This window comes from Streptomyces turgidiscabies Car8 (assembly GCF_000331005.1).
In the GTDB taxonomy this organism is placed as follows: domain Bacteria; phylum Actinomycetota; class Actinomycetes; order Streptomycetales; family Streptomycetaceae; genus Streptomyces; species Streptomyces turgidiscabies.
Genome location: NZ_AEJB01000341.1, coordinates 1 through 14,876 on the forward strand (window position 1 = coordinate 1; position 14,876 = coordinate 14,876).

15 protein-coding genes, 1 pseudogene and 1 riboswitch are annotated in these 14,876 nt (G+C 70.9%); of the genes and pseudogenes, 3 read left to right on the forward strand and 13 right to left on the reverse strand.

The window, feature by feature from the left end:
- Nucleotides 1-56: 56 nt before the first annotated feature.
- The 8 genes from STRTUCAR8_RS22870 to STRTUCAR8_RS22905 all read right to left on the reverse strand — a co-directional run bounded on the left by STRTUCAR8_RS22870 (nucleotide 57) and on the right by STRTUCAR8_RS22905 (nucleotide 6,625).
- A complete protein-coding gene (locus STRTUCAR8_RS22870; protein ID WP_044472702.1) occupies nucleotides 57-539 on the reverse strand; it encodes a PH domain-containing protein in 483 nt (160 codons plus the stop codon).
- Nucleotides 540-585: 46 nt separating this feature from the next.
- Nucleotides 586-1,434 carry an ATP phosphoribosyltransferase gene (hisG, locus tag STRTUCAR8_RS22875; RefSeq protein ID WP_006378311.1) on the reverse strand — a complete coding sequence of 283 codons (849 nt, stop codon included), beginning with the start codon at nucleotides 1,432-1,434 and terminating at the stop codon, nucleotides 586-588.
- Nucleotides 1,435-1,507: 73 nt separating this feature from the next.
- Nucleotides 1,508-1,780, reverse strand: a complete 273-nt coding sequence (locus STRTUCAR8_RS22880) for a phosphoribosyl-ATP diphosphatase (RefSeq protein WP_006378313.1) — start codon at nucleotides 1,778-1,780, stop codon at nucleotides 1,508-1,510.
- A gap of 34 nt (nucleotides 1,781-1,814) precedes the next feature.
- The gene (gene ribH, locus STRTUCAR8_RS22885) at nucleotides 1,815-2,300 is read right to left on the reverse strand and encodes a 6,7-dimethyl-8-ribityllumazine synthase (RefSeq protein ID WP_006378308.1); all 486 of its coding nucleotides are present in this window, start codon (nucleotides 2,298-2,300) and stop codon (nucleotides 1,815-1,817) included.
- Between the two features lie 24 nt (nucleotides 2,301-2,324).
- Complete coding sequence (locus STRTUCAR8_RS22890) at nucleotides 2,325-3,629, reverse strand: bifunctional 3,4-dihydroxy-2-butanone-4-phosphate synthase/GTP cyclohydrolase II (RefSeq protein ID WP_006378312.1); 1,305 nt, start codon at nucleotides 3,627-3,629, stop codon at nucleotides 2,325-2,327.
- A complete protein-coding gene (locus STRTUCAR8_RS22895; protein ID WP_006378314.1) occupies nucleotides 3,626-4,267 on the reverse strand; it encodes a nicotinamide mononucleotide transporter family protein in 642 nt (213 codons plus the stop codon). The genes STRTUCAR8_RS22890 and STRTUCAR8_RS22895 overlap by 4 nt, the downstream gene beginning before the upstream one ends.
- On the reverse strand, nucleotides 4,264-4,902 hold the full coding sequence (locus STRTUCAR8_RS22900) for a riboflavin synthase (RefSeq protein WP_006378315.1): 639 nt from the start codon (nucleotides 4,900-4,902) through the stop codon (nucleotides 4,264-4,266). The genes STRTUCAR8_RS22895 and STRTUCAR8_RS22900 overlap by 4 nt, the downstream gene beginning before the upstream one ends.
- Nucleotides 4,903-5,049: 147 nt before the next feature.
- A riboswitch (FMN riboswitch) is annotated at nucleotides 5,050-5,185 on the reverse strand.
- 189 nt (nucleotides 5,186-5,374) lie between these two features.
- The gene (locus STRTUCAR8_RS22905; protein WP_006378307.1) at nucleotides 5,375-6,625 is read right to left on the reverse strand and encodes an ROK family transcriptional regulator; all 1,251 of its coding nucleotides are present in this window, start codon (nucleotides 6,623-6,625) and stop codon (nucleotides 5,375-5,377) included.
- A 160-nt stretch (nucleotides 6,626-6,785) separates the two neighbouring features.
- Between STRTUCAR8_RS22905 and STRTUCAR8_RS22910 the strand changes: the two genes are divergently transcribed.
- Nucleotides 6,786-7,997, forward strand: coding sequence for an MFS transporter (locus STRTUCAR8_RS22910; protein ID WP_044472700.1), 1,212 nt, complete (start codon nucleotides 6,786-6,788; stop codon nucleotides 7,995-7,997).
- On the opposite strand, the gene STRTUCAR8_RS22915 is transcribed toward STRTUCAR8_RS22910, so the two are convergent.
- Together STRTUCAR8_RS22915 and STRTUCAR8_RS22920 are read right to left on the reverse strand one after the other, a co-directional pair.
- Complete coding sequence (locus STRTUCAR8_RS22915) at nucleotides 7,957-8,367, reverse strand: acyl-CoA thioesterase (protein WP_078507280.1); 411 nt, start codon at nucleotides 8,365-8,367, stop codon at nucleotides 7,957-7,959. The two genes, STRTUCAR8_RS22910 and STRTUCAR8_RS22915, sit on opposite strands and share 41 nt — an antisense overlap.
- A gap of 192 nt (nucleotides 8,368-8,559) precedes the next feature.
- Nucleotides 8,560-9,711, reverse strand: a complete 1,152-nt coding sequence (locus STRTUCAR8_RS22920) for a glycoside hydrolase family 6 protein (RefSeq protein ID WP_044472703.1) — start codon at nucleotides 9,709-9,711, stop codon at nucleotides 8,560-8,562.
- Nucleotides 9,712-9,886: 175 nt separating this feature from the next.
- Here STRTUCAR8_RS22920 and STRTUCAR8_RS22925 point away from each other — a divergent pair, with 175 nt between their 5' ends.
- Nucleotides 9,887-10,561 carry a DUF5995 family protein gene (locus STRTUCAR8_RS22925; protein ID WP_044472701.1) on the forward strand — a complete coding sequence of 225 codons (675 nt, stop codon included), beginning with the start codon at nucleotides 9,887-9,889 and terminating at the stop codon, nucleotides 10,559-10,561.
- A gap of 108 nt (nucleotides 10,562-10,669) precedes the next feature.
- On the forward strand, nucleotides 10,670-11,599 hold the full coding sequence (locus STRTUCAR8_RS22930) for an LLM class F420-dependent oxidoreductase (protein ID WP_006378304.1): 930 nt from the start codon (nucleotides 10,670-10,672) through the stop codon (nucleotides 11,597-11,599).
- Nucleotides 11,600-11,615: 16 nt separating this feature from the next.
- Here STRTUCAR8_RS22930 and STRTUCAR8_RS22935 read toward each other — a convergent pair whose 3' ends face one another.
- From STRTUCAR8_RS22935 to STRTUCAR8_RS55395, 3 genes and pseudogenes are all read right to left on the reverse strand, one after another.
- Entirely contained in the window at nucleotides 11,616-13,328 is a 1,713-nt protein-coding gene (locus STRTUCAR8_RS22935; RefSeq protein WP_006378303.1) for a flavin monoamine oxidase family protein, read from the reverse strand.
- Between the two features lie 61 nt (nucleotides 13,329-13,389).
- A complete protein-coding gene (locus STRTUCAR8_RS22940) occupies nucleotides 13,390-14,178 on the reverse strand; it encodes a carbon-nitrogen hydrolase family protein (RefSeq protein ID WP_044472704.1) in 789 nt (262 codons plus the stop codon).
- A gap of 207 nt (nucleotides 14,179-14,385) precedes the next feature.
- Nucleotides 14,386-14,856 (reverse strand): annotated as a pseudogene (locus STRTUCAR8_RS55395) (MFS transporter); the annotation flags it as partial.
- Nucleotides 14,857-14,876 lie beyond the last annotated feature (20 nt).

Consider the following 14,876-nt stretch of genomic DNA (forward strand, 5'->3'; position numbering starts at 1 on the left):
TCCGCCAACAGATTAATCAAGACATGGGCCTGTGCGGCAGGGTGGATGGCCCTGAGTCAGCCCTGATCTTGCTCGGGGTCGCCCGCGGACCGCTCCTCGGCGAGCGCCCGCAGGGTGCGCGCGTCCTCGATGGCGCGCTGCTTGGCGATGCCGGGCTGGATGCCGAGCGCGGGCAGACTCGTACCGTCGCTGAGGTCGAGGAAGACCCAGGGGTCGCCCGGACGGAGGTTCACCCGGAGGATCTCCGCCCAGTCCAGCCGCCTCTTGCTCGCGATGTTGACGACGGTGACTCCGGCCTCGTCGGCGACCACCTTGGGCCGGGACAGGAGCAGGAGTACGCAGGACAGCAGCGCGGCGGTGAAGACGAAGCTGAGTCGCTCGCCGGGGCTGAGGTTCTCCAGGAGCAGTGCGATCGTCGTGATCACGACGAAGATCGCGAGGCTCGCGGTGACCAGCACGGCCCGGGTCCGGCCCGGCCGGAAAGTGACGGGCAGCGCGGGCTGCGCGGGCGGAACGGGTGCGGTGGGCGGATCCTGCATCGGCGTACGGTCCCTGTCGCTCACGGTGTCGGTCGTCTTCCGTGTCTCAGAGACGGCAGGCGTGGATGGCCGTGGTCAGGATGGCGCGCGCACCGAGGTCGTACAGATCGTCCATGATCCGCTGGGCCTCCTTGGAGGGGACCATCGCGCGGACGGCGACCCAGCCCTCGTTGTGCAGCGGGGAGACGGTCGGCGACTCCAGACCGGGCGTCAGGGCGACGGCCTTCTCCAGCTGCTCGACGCGGCAGTCGTAGTCCATCATCACGTACGTCCGGGCCACCAGGACGCCCTGGAGGCGGCGCAGGAACTGCTGGACCTTGGGCTCGTCGGCCTCGGCGCCGACCCGGCGGACGACGATCGCCTCGGACTTCATGATGGGCTCGCCGAACACCTCCAGGCCCGCGTTGCGCAGGGAGGTGCCGGTCTCGACGACGTCCGCGATGACCCCGGCGACGCCGAGTTCGATCGCCGTCTCGACGGCGCCGTCGAGGTGCACGACGGAGGCGTCGACGCCGTGGTCGGCGAGGTGCTTGGCGACGATCCCCTCGTACGAGGTGGCGACGGTCAGGCCGGCCAGGTCCTCGATGCCGGTCGCGGCGCCGGGCTTGCCGGCGAAGCGGAAGGTGGAGCGGGCGAAGCCGAGCGGGAGGATCTCCTCGGCGTTGGCCCCGGAGTCGATGAGCAGGTCGCGGCCGGTGATGCCGATGTCGAGGCGGCCGGAGGAGACGTAGATCGCGATGTCACGGGGGCGGAGGTAGAAGAACTCGACCTCGTTCTCCGGGTCGACGATCCGCAGCTCCTTGGACTCGCGGCGCTGCTGGTAGCCGGCCTCATGCAGCATCGCCGACGCGGGGCCTGACAGGGAACCCTTGTTGGGGACGGCGATGCGCAGCATGAGGTCGGCTTCCTTTGCGTGAGTTGCGTGGAACGGGGGAGGTGACGGCGGCGCGTCACCGGTCGGGCGAGGTTTACAGGTGGGCGTACACGTCGTCCAGCGAGATTCCGCGGGCGACCATCATCACCTGGACGTGGTAGAGCAGCTGCGAGATCTCCTCGGCGGCTGCTTCCTTCCCCTCGTACTCGGCGGCCATCCATACCTCGGCGGCCTCTTCTACGACCTTCTTGCCGATGGCATGGACGCCCTTGCCGACCAGTTCCGCGGTGCGGGAGGTGGCGGGGTCGCCCGTGGCGGCCTTGTGCTGGAGCTCGGTGAACAGCTCCTCGAACGTCTTATTGGACATGGTGACGTTCACTTTACGCGGTGTGCCGCCCGGCCTAGCGCCATGGTTCAGATACTGAGCGGAGGGTGGCCGCCGTCGCCACGGCCGCCGTCACCGCCTCGTGCCCCTTGTCCTCGTTGGAGCCCTCGATGCCCGCGCGGTCGAGGGCCTGTTCCTCGGTGTCGCAGGTCAGCACACCCATGCCGATGGGGACGCCGGTGTCGACCGAGACCTGGGTGAGGCCCTGGGTGACGCCCTGGCACACGTACTCGAAGTGGGGAGTGCCGCCGCGGATGACGACGCCGAGCGCGACGATCGCGTCGTAGCCCCGCCCGGCCAGCACCTTGGCGACGACCGGGAGTTCCCAGCTGCCGGGGACCCTCAGCAGGGTCGGCTCGTCGATGCCCAGGTCGCGCAGGGCGCGCAGGGCGCCGTCCACCAGACCGTCCATCACCTTCTCGTGCCACTGCGCCGCGATGACGGCGACGCGCAGGTCACCGCAGTTGCGTACGGACAGTTCGGGTGCACCCTTGCCGCTCACGTCTTCGTCTCTCCTAGGTGATCTCTACTGGTTGCCGCAGGGGGACACGGGGGCCGTGTCCAGCCAGGGCAGGTCGTGGCCCATCCGGTCCCGCTTGGTGCGCAGGTAGCGGAGGTTGTGCTCGCCCGCCTGTACGGGCATCGGCTCGCGGCCGCTGACCTTGAGGCCGTGGCGGACGAGCGCGTCGGTCTTGTCGGGGTTGTTCGTCATCAGGCGCACGCTGTGGACGCCGAGGTCCTGGAGTATCTGCGCGCCGGCGCCGTAGTCCCGGGCGTCGGCGGGCAGGCCGAGCTCCAGGTTGGCGTCGAGGGTGTCGCGGCCCTGTTCCTGGAGCTCGTAGGCCCGGAGCTTGGACAGCAGTCCGATGCCGCGCCCCTCGTGGCCGCGCAGGTAGACGACGATTCCCCGGCCCTCGTCCCGGATGCGTTCGAGCGAGGTCTCCAGCTGGGGGCCGCAGTCGCAGCGCAGGGAGTGGAAGACGTCACCGGTGAGGCATTCGGAGTGGACGCGGACCAGGACGTCCGCTCCGTCGCCGATCTCGCCGTGGACGAGGGCGACGTGCTCGACGCCGTCGACGGTGGAGCGGTAGCCGTACGCCGTGAACGTGCCGAAGGCGGTGGGGAGCCGGGTCTCGGCCTCGCGGCGGACGGTGGGTTCGGCGCTCTGGCGGTAGGCGACCAGGTCCTCGATGGAGATGATCGTCAGGCCGTGCTTGCGGGCGAAGGGGATCAGCTCGGGCAGGCGCAGCATCCGGCCGTCCTCGCCGGCGATCTCCACGATGGCGCCGGCCGGGCGCAGCCCCGCGAGACGGGCGAGGTCGACGGCGGCCTCGGTGTGGCCGTTGCGGGCCAGGACGCCGCCGGGCCTGGCGCGCAGCGGGAAGATGTGGCCGGGGCGCATGAAGTCGTCCGCCCCGGCCGTGCCGCTCGCCAGCAGTCGCAGGGTGGTGGCCCGGTCGGAGGCGGAGATGCCGGTGGTGACCCCGTGTACGGGCGAGGCGTCGACGGTGACCGTGAACGCGGTGCGCATCGACTCGGTGTTGTTCTGGACCATCTGCGGGAGTTCGAGCCGGTCCAGCTCGTCGCCCTCCATGGGAGCGCAGATCATGCCCCGGCACTCGCTCATCATGAAGGCGATGATCTCGGGGGTGGCCTTCTCGGCGGCGATGACGAGGTCGCCCTCGTTCTCCCGGTCCTCGTCGTCGACGACCACGACCGGGCGGCCGGCCGCGATGTCCGCGATGGCCCGCTCGATCGGGTCGAGGGACCAGTCCTCGATGTTGTCGGTGCTGTACAGGATCGGGGCCGTGGTCGCCGTAGTTGTGGTCATGCGGGCGCTCCTTCCAGGACGGGCCGCGTCCCCTTGCGGGAGCGCAGCCACCAGTCGCGCATGCCCCACAGGACGAGCGCGCCGTAGATGACGTAGACGAAGCCGGAGAAGGCGTAGCCGTTGGCGAAGTTGAGGGGGACGCCGACGAGGTCGACGAGGAGCCAGGCGAACCAGAACTCGACCATGCCGCGCGCCTGGGCGTACATGGCGACGACGGTGCCGACGAAGATGTAGGCGTCCGGCCAGGGGTCCCACGACAGGGTCGGGTAGGCCTTGAAGAGCAGGGCCACGGCGACCGTGCCGACGGCGGCGGCGCCGACCATGACCGCGCGCTCGCGCCAGGTGGCGAACCGCGGGGTGATGTGGCCGTCCCCGGAGTCCCCCTTGTGCCGGTTCCACTGCCACCAGCCCCAGCCGGCGACGGCCATGACGACGACCTGCTTGCCGGCGCTGCCGGTGAGGTGCCCGAAGAAGGCGCCGAAGAGGATGAGGCCGGACAGGAACTGCACGGGCCAGCTCCAGATGGAGCGCCGCCAGCCGAGGGCGAGGGCGATCAGGCCGAAGATGTTGCCGATCATGTCCGACCAGAGGATGTGCTGGTCGAGGAGTGTGAACGCCTCGGTGTTCAGCCGGTTCACTTCGCCGCCCCCCAGGTCTCCTGTGTCCCCTGTGCTCCCTGCGTCCCGTGCGCGCCGAGCAGCCGCTCGACGTACTTGGCGATGACGTCGACTTCGAGGTTGACCGGGTCGCCTGGCTGCTTGCGGCCGAGCGTGGTCAGGTCGAGGGTGGTGGGGATGAGGCTGACGGTGAAGTAGTCGGGCCCGGCGTCGACAACGGTGAGGCTGATGCCGTCGACGGTGATGGAACCCTTCTCGACGACATAGCGGGTGAGGTCGGCGGGAAGCGAGATCTTGACGATCTCCCAGTTCTCGGACGGCTTGCGTTCGAGGACCGTGCCCGTGCCGTCGACGTGACCCTGCACGATGTGACCGCCGAGACGGGCGCCCAGGGCCATGGGGCGTTCGAGGTTGACGCGGGAGCCGACGGCGAGGACGCCCAGACTGGAGCGGTCGAGGGTCTCCGCCATGACGTCGGCGGTGAACTCGTCACCCTCGTGTTCGACGACCGTGAGACACACGCCGTTGACCGCGATGGAGTCGCCGTGGCGGGCGCCTTCGGTGACGACGGGGCCACGGAGCCTGAAGCGGGAGGCGTCGCCGAGGTTTTCGACGGCCGTTACATGGCCCAGCTCTTCGACGATTCCGGTGAACACTTCCCGGGTCCTCCCTGCCTCTTCGGGCACGGACTCCGGGGCCTGTCGATGACGACAGGTGTGAGCGGACAGGGACATCGGAGGCGACGCCGGACGGAGCTCGACCCATGGCCGAGCGGTACGGCGGCGCGCACGAATGCCCGCCCGCCGCGCACTGCCTCCCATCCGGACTTTAACCGTCGGTCCAGGAATTCCACCTGGTCAACCGGCCGCAGAAAAAAATACGGACGGGTCGCGGACTGTAACCGCCGGTTCGGACTTTCACCGACCCCGGAGTGCGCTGCTTCTGTTACAGGCCAGTGTGCCACGCCGAGAGGTAGTCCATGCGGGTGAGTTGTGTGGACTGGCTCACAAGGAGTGACGGGAATAGGCCAATGATTGGTCCATACCTATTGACCAGCATGGTCCAGACCTCCTAGCGTCGGTGCCGGACCGGCGGCGGTGACGACGGCCCTTGCCCGCCGCCGGGCCATCAACCTCCCGCCCAGTTCCCCCGTTGTCCGACCGATCCCCCGAACAACTCCTCCTGAGCGCGGTCCCGAGCCGTCAGCAGCGCCCCGCGCAGGACCGCTCCGCCGCCCAGCGCGCTCGCCCGCACCTGGGCCGGGAGGGGGGACATACGGGAGAGCCGCTCCTCGACCCGGGCGGCGAGTACGTCACCGCCCGCCCGGCCGACCTCACCGCCCAGCACCACGCACCCCGGGTCGAGGACGGCGACGACGGAAGCGGCACCGATGGCGACGCGCTCGGCGAGGGCGTCCAGAAAGCGGACGTGGGCAGGGGTACCGGGACTCGCCACGGCCGCTCGGACCAGGGTCGCCGCGTAGGGCTCATGGACGTCGATGTCGGCCACCAGGCCCTGTGCACCGGCCAGTTGGACGATCGCCGCTCCACCGGCGAGCGAGTGGAAGCCGCCCTCGCAGTCCGTCGCCGAGGGCAGCCGCCCCGTCCCCGCCACCGGCAGGAAGCCGATCTCACCGGTGCCGCCGGAGGCCCCCCGGCGCAGGGTGCCGTCGAGGACCACGGCAGCGCCGGTGCCGTGGCCGAGCCACAGCAGCACGAAGGTGTCCCGGTCGCGGGCGGCGCCGTCGCGCTGTTCGGCGAGGGCGGCGAGGTTGGTCTCGTTCTCGACGATCACCCGGGTCTCGGGAAGCCGCTCCTGGAGGGCCGTAACCAGCCTGCGGTGCCACACGGGCAGCCCGCCGGTGTCCCGGAGTTCACCGGTCGCCGGATCGATCAGACCAGGGGCGCCGATACCGACCGTGTGCAACCTCCCCCACGCTCGAACGCCCTCGCGTGGGGGTACCCCCACGGCTCCGGCCTCCTTGGCGGCCCGCTCGACGAGAGCGACCGCCTGTTCCACGGCGGGACCGGTACCGGTGTCGTCCCCGATGGGCACGGACGCCTCGGCGAGCACCCCGCCGACCAGGTCGGTGACGACGACGGAGACGCCTTCGGTACGGACGTCGAGGGCGGCCAGGTGGGCGAGGTCGGCGACGATCCCGTACACCTTCGCGTTGGGACCCCGGCGCTGCTCCCCCGACTCCCCCACGACGGCGATCAGACCGGCGACGGTGAGGCGTTCGACGAGGTCGGCGACCGTCGGGCGGGAGAGGCCGGTGAGCTGCTTCAACTGCCAGGCCGCCAACGGGCCTTCCTGCTGGAGCAGACGCAGGGCGAGCCGGTCGTTGATGGCCCGGGCGGTGCTCGGTGATGCGGGCATGCCGAGATCCTTCCAGATCGGCGCGGCGGTTCCCGCTGCGGAACGGGCTGCGGACGGCCGGTATCCCGCTATCTATCAGGCAGGGTTCCTGATAGTTTACGGCAGCGCGCGTCCAGGGGGCCGCGGCGCCGCGGGAGCCGACCCGGGAAAGGGCCGCAGAATGAGTGACGTGCTGTACGACCGACACGAGGTGAAGCGCGCCCGGTACGCCGTGGCCGCGGTCTTCGCCGTGCACGGAGCCGTCACCGGCTCGTTCGCGACCCGGGTGCCGTGGATCCAGGACCACGCCTCCGTCAGCGCGGGCCAGCTGGGGCTGGCACTTGCCTTCCCCGCGCTCGGCGCGTCCCTGGCGATGCCCGTCGCGGGCCGCGTCAGCCACCGATTCGGCGCCCGAACGGCGCTGCGCGGACTGATCGTGTCCTGGACCCTGGCCCTGGTCCTGCCGGCGCTGGCCCCGAACCTCCCCACGCTCTGCCTCGCCCTGTTCGTCTACGGCGCCACGGCCGGTATGGCGGACGTGGCGATGAACGCGCTGGGCGTCGAGATCGAGAACCGGCTCGGCAAGTCGATCATGTCCGGACTGCACGGGATGTGGAGTGCGGGCGCCCTGGTCGGAGCGGCGGGCGGAACCCTCGCCGCGCATCTGGGCTCGGACGCACGTGTGCATCATGTGCTCGCGGCGGCGACCCTCACGGTCCTGGGTGTGGCCGCCTGCCGCTGGGTGCTCGATCTGCGCCCCACCGAGGACGAGGAACCGCCCCCGCGGTTCGCGCTGCCGCCCAGGTCCGCGCTGCTGATCGGCGCGATCGGCTTCTTCGCGGTGTTCGCGGAGGGCGCGAGCCTGGACTGGTCGGCGGTGTATCTGCGGGACGAGCTGGGCACCTCGGACGGCCTGGCGGCGGCTTCCACGACGGGCTTCATGCTGACGATGGCGGTCGCCCGGCTCGCCGGGGACGCGGTCGTCAACCGCTTCGGGGCGGTACGAACGGTCCGTGCGAGCGGCGCGCTCGCCGTGCTCGGCGGTGTGCTCATCGTCGTCGCGGAACAGCCCACCGTGGCGATGGCCGGCTTCGCGCTGCTGGGTCTCGGCATCGCCGTGGTCGTCCCGCTGTGCTTCGCGGCGGCGGGCCACAGCGGCCCCAACCCCAGTCAGGCCATCGCGGGCGTCGCCACCATCACGTACACCTCGGGGCTGGTCGCGCCGAGCGCGATCGGAACGCTGGCCCAGGCGACCAGCCTGGTGGTGTCGTTCGGGCTGGTGACGGTGCTGGCGGGCGGCATCACCGGGTTCGCGGGGGTCCTGCGGGCCGGGGAGAAGGACCGCCCGAAGGTCACTCCGCCGGGCGCAGCAGTTCCTGACCGCAGGCCCTGAACCAGTCGCTCCAGGGTGTGGGCCGCAGGGTTCCCGCGTCGAGCCGGACCAGCACCCGGGTGCCCCGGGCGTATGTCACCTCGCCGTCGGCCGAGCAGAGCCGGAAGCCGTAGGTGAGGCCGGTGGTGCCGAGGCGTTCCAGCCAGAGGTGCACGGCGTAGGCGCCGGGCCGGCCGACCGGGGCCTCGTAGCTGATGCGCAGCTCCCTGACCACGTTGCAGAAGTCGCCGGCCGCCGCCCAGTCCCCGTCGAAGGTGAGGCCGTATCCCTGCCACAGCTCGTTCCAGGCCCGCTCCACCAGCAGGGGATAGCGGGCGTTGTGGAGCATGCCGAGGGAGTCGAGGTCGTCGAAGTGGACGGCGACGGGCATCAACCGCCCGTAGGAGCCGTCCGGATCGACGGCGGGTATGGGCGCTGGGACTTCGGCTTCGGCTTCGGTGGTCACGGGCGGGGCTCCTGGGCGTACGGGGTGGATGGCGGATGCAGTTATCCGCTCCTCCCCATCCTAAGCGGACGCTCAGATGGCTCTCAGTGGTCCCTTCCCGGACCCTTCGCTCGCAGCTCAGCGCGCCAGATCGTAGGCGTACGAGGCGGTGAACGTGCCGGGGGTGCCCATGCAGCCGTCCGACTCCCCCGGCAGCTTGACCCACAGATAGGCGTCGATCCGCGCCTCGCCGGTGTTCGTTGTCGGCGCCCGGCCCAGTTTCCGTCCCGCCGGGTCGCACCACTCGCCGTCGGCCGGGGCGCCGTTGCCGTTGCGGCTGGTGTCGATCACCGCGCCGAGACCGGCGGGGCCGCCGAGGGCGTCGAGGACCCGTCGGTCGTACGCGATCTCGTCGTCCGTGCGGTGGAAGTTGGAGACGTTGCTGAAGACACCGTCGGAGGAGGCGGCCGAGGCCGCGCCCGCCTGGCGGAGCAGGGCCGCCTGCTTGGCCGGGGAGTTCCAGCCGGAGTGGCCGGCGTCGTAGTAGACGCGGGCGTTGGGGTCGGCGGCCTTGAGGACCCGGCCGGCGCGGGCCAGCGAGGCGAAGCGGGCGGCGCGCCGCTCCGGGGAGAGACAGTCGGTCTGGGCGACCGCGTCGGGCTCCAGGATCACGATGACCTCGTCGGAGCCGAGGCCCGTCGCGAACGCGTCGATCCAGCCGTCGTACGCGCCGAGGTCGGGTGCCCCGCCCTGTGAGGCGCCGCCGCAGTCGCGGTCCGGGACGGCGTACGGCACAAGCACCGGGACCCGGCCGGCGGCCGCCGCGCCCGCCGTGACCGCGCGGACCCGGGCGGTGATCGTCGACGGCGAGAAGTCGGCGAACCAGACCGCCGCCGGACGGTCGGCGATCTCCGCCTCGATGACGGAGCGGCGCGGATCGTCGCGGTGGGCGCCGACCCAGTCGAGGACCTGGGAGTCGGGGTAGCGGTACAGGCGGGCGGACACCGGGCCGGGCGCCTGCCTCGCCGCCGGCTCGAACTCCGTCGTCGAGGAGGAGGGCGAGGGCGTACGGCTCGGTTTCCTCGCCTCCGTCGTACGGGCGGACGGGGAGGGCGACTTCGAGGCGCCCGTCGAGGGCGGGGCGGACGACACGGCCGGCAGCGGGGCGAGCAGGGGCGAGCTGGTCACTTCGGGCCTGGCCTCGTCGGCGGCGCCACCGCCGGAGTCGAGCGCGGAGAGCAGCCCGGTCGCGGTGCCCACGGCGACGACGACCGAGGCGGCGGCGACCATGACGGAACGCCGGGCGGCGCGCCTGCGTTCGGCCCGGCGCGCGGCCAGGCGCTGGGCGCGCAAGCCTGACACGTACAGCTCCCCCTCCTCTGCCCCGGCGGGCGCGTTCCCCCGTTCTGGGGAAGCGTCCGGCCCGGCGGCACGTGCGCCAGCCTAGGACTGGGACCCTGCCCTCATGGTGCAATTGGAACAGTTCACCACTTCTGTCGACCACGTCATCTTCCGTATGCGCGCGCTGGAGGCACAGTTGCCGCCGCGCGACGGGCTGGCGGTCTTCAACCGCGTCTACCTCGCCGTCACGGAGGCCTTCGACCGGCGTCTGGACGCCGGCGCGTTCCCCGACGCCGAGGCCGCGATCACCCTGGACGTGCGGTTCGCCGAGCGGTATCTGCGGGTGGCCGAGGACGAGCACGCGCCCGCCTGCTGGCGCCCGTTGCTCCAGTTCCGCCACCATCCCGGCGTACGGCCCCTGCAGTTCGCGCTCGCGGGCATCAATGCGCACATCGGGCACGATCTCGCGCTCGCCGTCGTGGACGCCTGTCGTACGCTCGACTGCGAACCGGCCGATCTGGAGGACGAGTTCGAACGCGTGGGTGATCTACTCGTCTCGCTGGAGGAGCGCCTGCGCGAAGAGCTGATGCCGGGTCCCGACCTGCTCCAGATCGCCGATCCGCTCACCCACCTGCTCGGCGCGTGGAGCATGGAGCGGGCCCGGGCCGCGACCTGGTCGGCGGCCCGCGCGCTGTGGGCTCTGCGCCGACTGCCCGATCTGGCCGAGGAGTTCACCGACCGGCTCGACGCGGCGGTCGGCTTCGCGAGCCGCATGCTCCTCACACCGCTGCCGGACTGATCCGGCCACTCCCGCGCAGGACCTCCGCCATCACTAGGTGAACGTTGTACGTTCGAAAGCCAGAGCATCTCTTGCGAAGCAGAGCATCTCTCGCGAAGGAGAACGCGCATGACCGTCCGCCTGGGTCTGGGTCTTCCGCAGTCACACCAGTACGACATCGGGCGGGACGTGCCGGACGTGGCACGCACGGCCGAAGAACTCGGCTACGAAAGCCTGTGGGTGTTCGAACGCGCCCTGTTCCCGGAGCCCGCGACCCAGGGCCTGTACGGCATGGAGGGCGTCCCCTGGCCCGACGCGTACCGCGGTCTCGCCGAACCGCTGGTGACCCTGACGCTGGCCGCCGCGGCCACCGAGCGCGCCCGGCTGGGTACCAGCGTGCTGGTCGCCCCGCTGCACGGTCCCTTCCAACTGGCCCGCACCCTGGGCACGTTGGACGCAGCGAGCGGCGGCCGGGTGGTGGCGGGGCTCGGCACCGGCTGGTCCCTCGACGAGTACGCCGCCGCCGGGGTGGCCCCGTTCGCCGAGCGCGGCCGGGTGCTGGACGAGATCCTCGACGTATGCCGGGCGGTCTGGGGCCCGGACCCGGTCCAGTACGACGGCGGGCTGACGAAGATCGCGTCGGCCGTGGTCGGACCCAAGCCCGCCCGGCCGATCCCGATCTTCCTGCCCGCGTTCAGCAAGAAGTCCCTGACCCGCCTCGTCGAACGCGGTGACGGCTGGAACCCGATAGCCATGGGCGTCGAGCAACTCGCCGCGCAGTGGCAGCAGGTGAAGGACTTCGCCGCCGAGAAGGGCCGCACGAGGCCGATCGAGACGGCGGTGCGGGTGAACCCGTCCTACACGGCGAAGGCGTACGACGGCGCCGACCGCCGGCCGTTCCAGGGCAACATGGACCAGATCGTGACGGACCTCGCCGCCCACGCCGAGATCGGCCTCGACGAGTTCTTCTTCGACTTCGGCGACACCCCGCGCGACGCTGCCGAACTCAAGGACCTGGCAGCCGAGTTGTACGAGGCGGCACGGGCGGCCGGAGTCTGAACAACCTGGACGCCTCCTAGTCCTCGGGGAGTTCGACGGGCGCGATCTCGTCGTAAAGGTCACCGGGGCCCGGGTTGGTCGGGTCGGTGGTCCCGCCGAAGTGGTGCATGACGCCCCAGACCGCGTTGAGCGCGGTCTGGACGGCCCCCTCCGCCCAGCCCGCCGTCCAGGAGATGTCGTCACCGGCGAGGAAGACGCCCCGCTTGTCGGCGGGCAGCCGGTCCTGCATGAAGTGGGTGAACAGGCGGCGCTGGTAACGGTAGTGGCCGGGCAGGTTGGCCTTGAACGCGCCCATGAAGTAGGGCTCGTTCTCCCAGGACACGGTGACCGGACTGCCGATCACGTGCTTCCTGATGTCGACCTTCGGATAGATCTCGCCGAGCGACTTCAGCATGACCTCCATCCGCTCGTTCGCCGACAACGGCAGCCACTTGAGGCTGTCGTCGCACCAGGTGTACGAGAGACAGATGACGGCGGGCTTGTCCGGGCCGTCGTCGAGGAGGTAGGTCCCGCGCGTCATCCGGTCGGTGAGGGTCATCGACATGACGTCCCGGCCGGTCGGGACTCCGTGGTCGTCGACGGCCTTGTCGAGCCAGAAGGGCCGGTCGACGGGCACGAAGAGCTTGCTGGACTCCATGTAGTGGGTGCGCTCGATGGCGGTCCAGTGGTCGATCGGGAAGAGCGAGTCGTCGCAGGCGATCTTCGAGAGCAGCATCCAGGACTGGGCGGTGAAGACGGCCGCCGGGTACGTACGGATGTCGCCGTCCGCGTCGGTGACGGTGATCCGGTTGCCGGCCGTGCGGTGCAGGCGGGTCACGGCCGGGCGCGGTACGCCGTTCACGTGCAGGGACGCGAGGGAGGTCCCGTACGGCCAGTGGACGATCTTCCCGGGCTCGCGTTCCCAGAGCCGCAGCGGCAGTTGCTGGCTGCCGCCCACGATGCCCCGGTGGTGGTCGTCGGCCTCGGTGTAGACGACCCGGAGGATCTCCAGGATCGAGTTGGGGAAGTCGGTGTCCCAGCCGCCCGTGCCGAAGCCGACCTGGCCGAAGATCTCGCGGTGCCGGAACGACTTGAAGGACTCGGAGTCGCAGAGGAACCCGTAGAACGTCTGGTTGTCGAGCTTCTCGACGAGCCTGGCCCAGATCTCGCGGATGCGCGGCACGTCCCGCTCGCGCAGGGCCCGGTTCATGTCGGAGAAGTCGGCGCCCTCTTCGAGGCAGGTGTTCCAGGCCTCGGCGACGTCACGGTAGACCTGCGGCAGCTCGTCGACCGTCTCCGCGTAGTGCGACTCGCCCTTGAGGTCGACGACGGTCGAAGGGGTGCACTCCGCGAGGGGGTTGGGGAACGGCCGGGTCTCCAGGTCCACCAGGTCGATGTAGTGCTGGAGGGCGGTGGAGGAGGGCGGGAAGCGCATCGCGCCCATCTCGGCGGTCAGGGAGGGGTCGCAGCCGTCGAACCCGACGGTCCGCAGCCGCCCGCCGATCTGATCGGCCTCGTACACGACCGGCTTGAGGCCCATCTTCATCAGCTCGTACGCGGCGATGATCCCCGACAGCCCGCCGCCGATGACGGCGACCTCGGTGCCGTGCTCGGTCGCGGGAACCTGCCCGAGGCCGGCCGGGTGGGCGAGGAAGTCGTCGTAGGCGTAGGGGAAGTCCGGCCCGAACATGGTGATCGGCGGCTGCTGCGCGTCGGCGTGCTGGACGGCGGTGGGCACCGTGGACGTCATGGGGTACGGACTCCTTGCGGGCGGAACAGGTGAGCGGAAGGGGAGTTGAGGGAGGAGAGGCTCAGACGAGGGAGCCGTACAGGCCGGGACGCCGGTCCTGGAGATACGGGTTCGCCTCGCGGGAGGCGGCGAGGAGAACGGGGTCGACGTCGGCGAGGAGGAGTTCCTCGCCGCGGCCGGCCCGGGTGCGGGCGACTCCGTCGGGACCGGCGAGCGTGGAGAGCCCGACGAAGTCGAACTCCCCTTCCTGGCCTGTCCGGTTGACGTAGGCGACGTACAGCTGGTTCTCGAAGGCCCGCACCGGTACGACGGACTCGGCGACGAACTGGAAGGGGTGCATCTGCGCCGTCGGGACCAGGAGGAGGTCGGTGCCGGCGAGGGCGTGGGCGCGGACGTTCTCCGGGAACTCGACGTCGTAACAGATCATCAGGCCGACCCGGAGACCGTCCAGTTCGGCCTGTACGACGGGCTGCTCGCCCGGGGTGAAGTGGTCGCGTTCGAAGCAGCCGAAGAGGTGGGTCTTGCGGTAGTTGGCGAGCCGGTCGCCGGCCGCGGAGATGAGCTGCGCGGAGTTGAAGACCTGGTCGCCGGCTCGCTCGGGGTAGCCGTAGGCGATGGCGAGGCCGTGTCGCGTGGCGATCTCGGCGACCGCGTCGGCGGAGTCGCCGTCGGCGGGCTCGGCGAGGTGGGCGATGGCGTCGCCGATCGCGTACCCGGTGAGGAACATCTCCGGTGCGGCCAGCAGCGCGGCACCCGCGGCGGCGGCACGGCCCGCGGCCTCGTCGAGCACCTTGAGGTTCCCGGCGAGGGAGCCGGGGCGGCCGGAGCTCTGGAGGAGGGCGGTGCGCATGCGGGGTCCTTGCAGGGGCTTAAGGGGGGTGGGTGAGCCAGATAGACGGTACGGGGGGTGGGCTCGGCGGTACAAGGAGCAGCCGTTGCGCGCCAACAGGCGAATCGTTGCGTGAAGCGGGGGCGAGGCGACGATTCGTTGTTTCGCCCCCGCCGCGAGAGCGGAGGCCAGTATGACGGTCCACACCTTGCGACGGCCCAGCATGGCCAGGTGGACAAGGGGCTGGGCGATGCGCTTCTGGGAGACCACGAACAGGGCGATGGCGGCGAGGCCGCCGATGACACAGCCGAGCGTGCCGGCGGAGGTCCAGCCCCAGTCCGTCCCCTGGCCGATGCCGTAGGTGAGCGCGGTCAGTCCGCCGCCGAGCAGCAGGCCGCCGATCCAGTCCATCCGGGCGGAGGGGTCCCGGTAGTGGGTCTTCGGCACGGCGAACAGGATCAGCAGCAGGCCGATGGCGGTGGCCGCGACGATGGACCACAGGACCCCGCGGAAGCCGTAGTCGTCGAGGACCCAGCCGGTCAGGAACGGGCCGCCGATGGCGACGAAGGCGACACCGCTGCCGACGATGCTGCTGGCCGTGGCGGCCTGCTTCGGCGGGAGGACCTCGCGGATGGTGGCGTAGGTGAGGGCGCCGATCGGCCCGTAGAAGCCGGCGATGCTGCGGCCGATCAGCATCATGGAGTAGTTGCCCGCGGAGG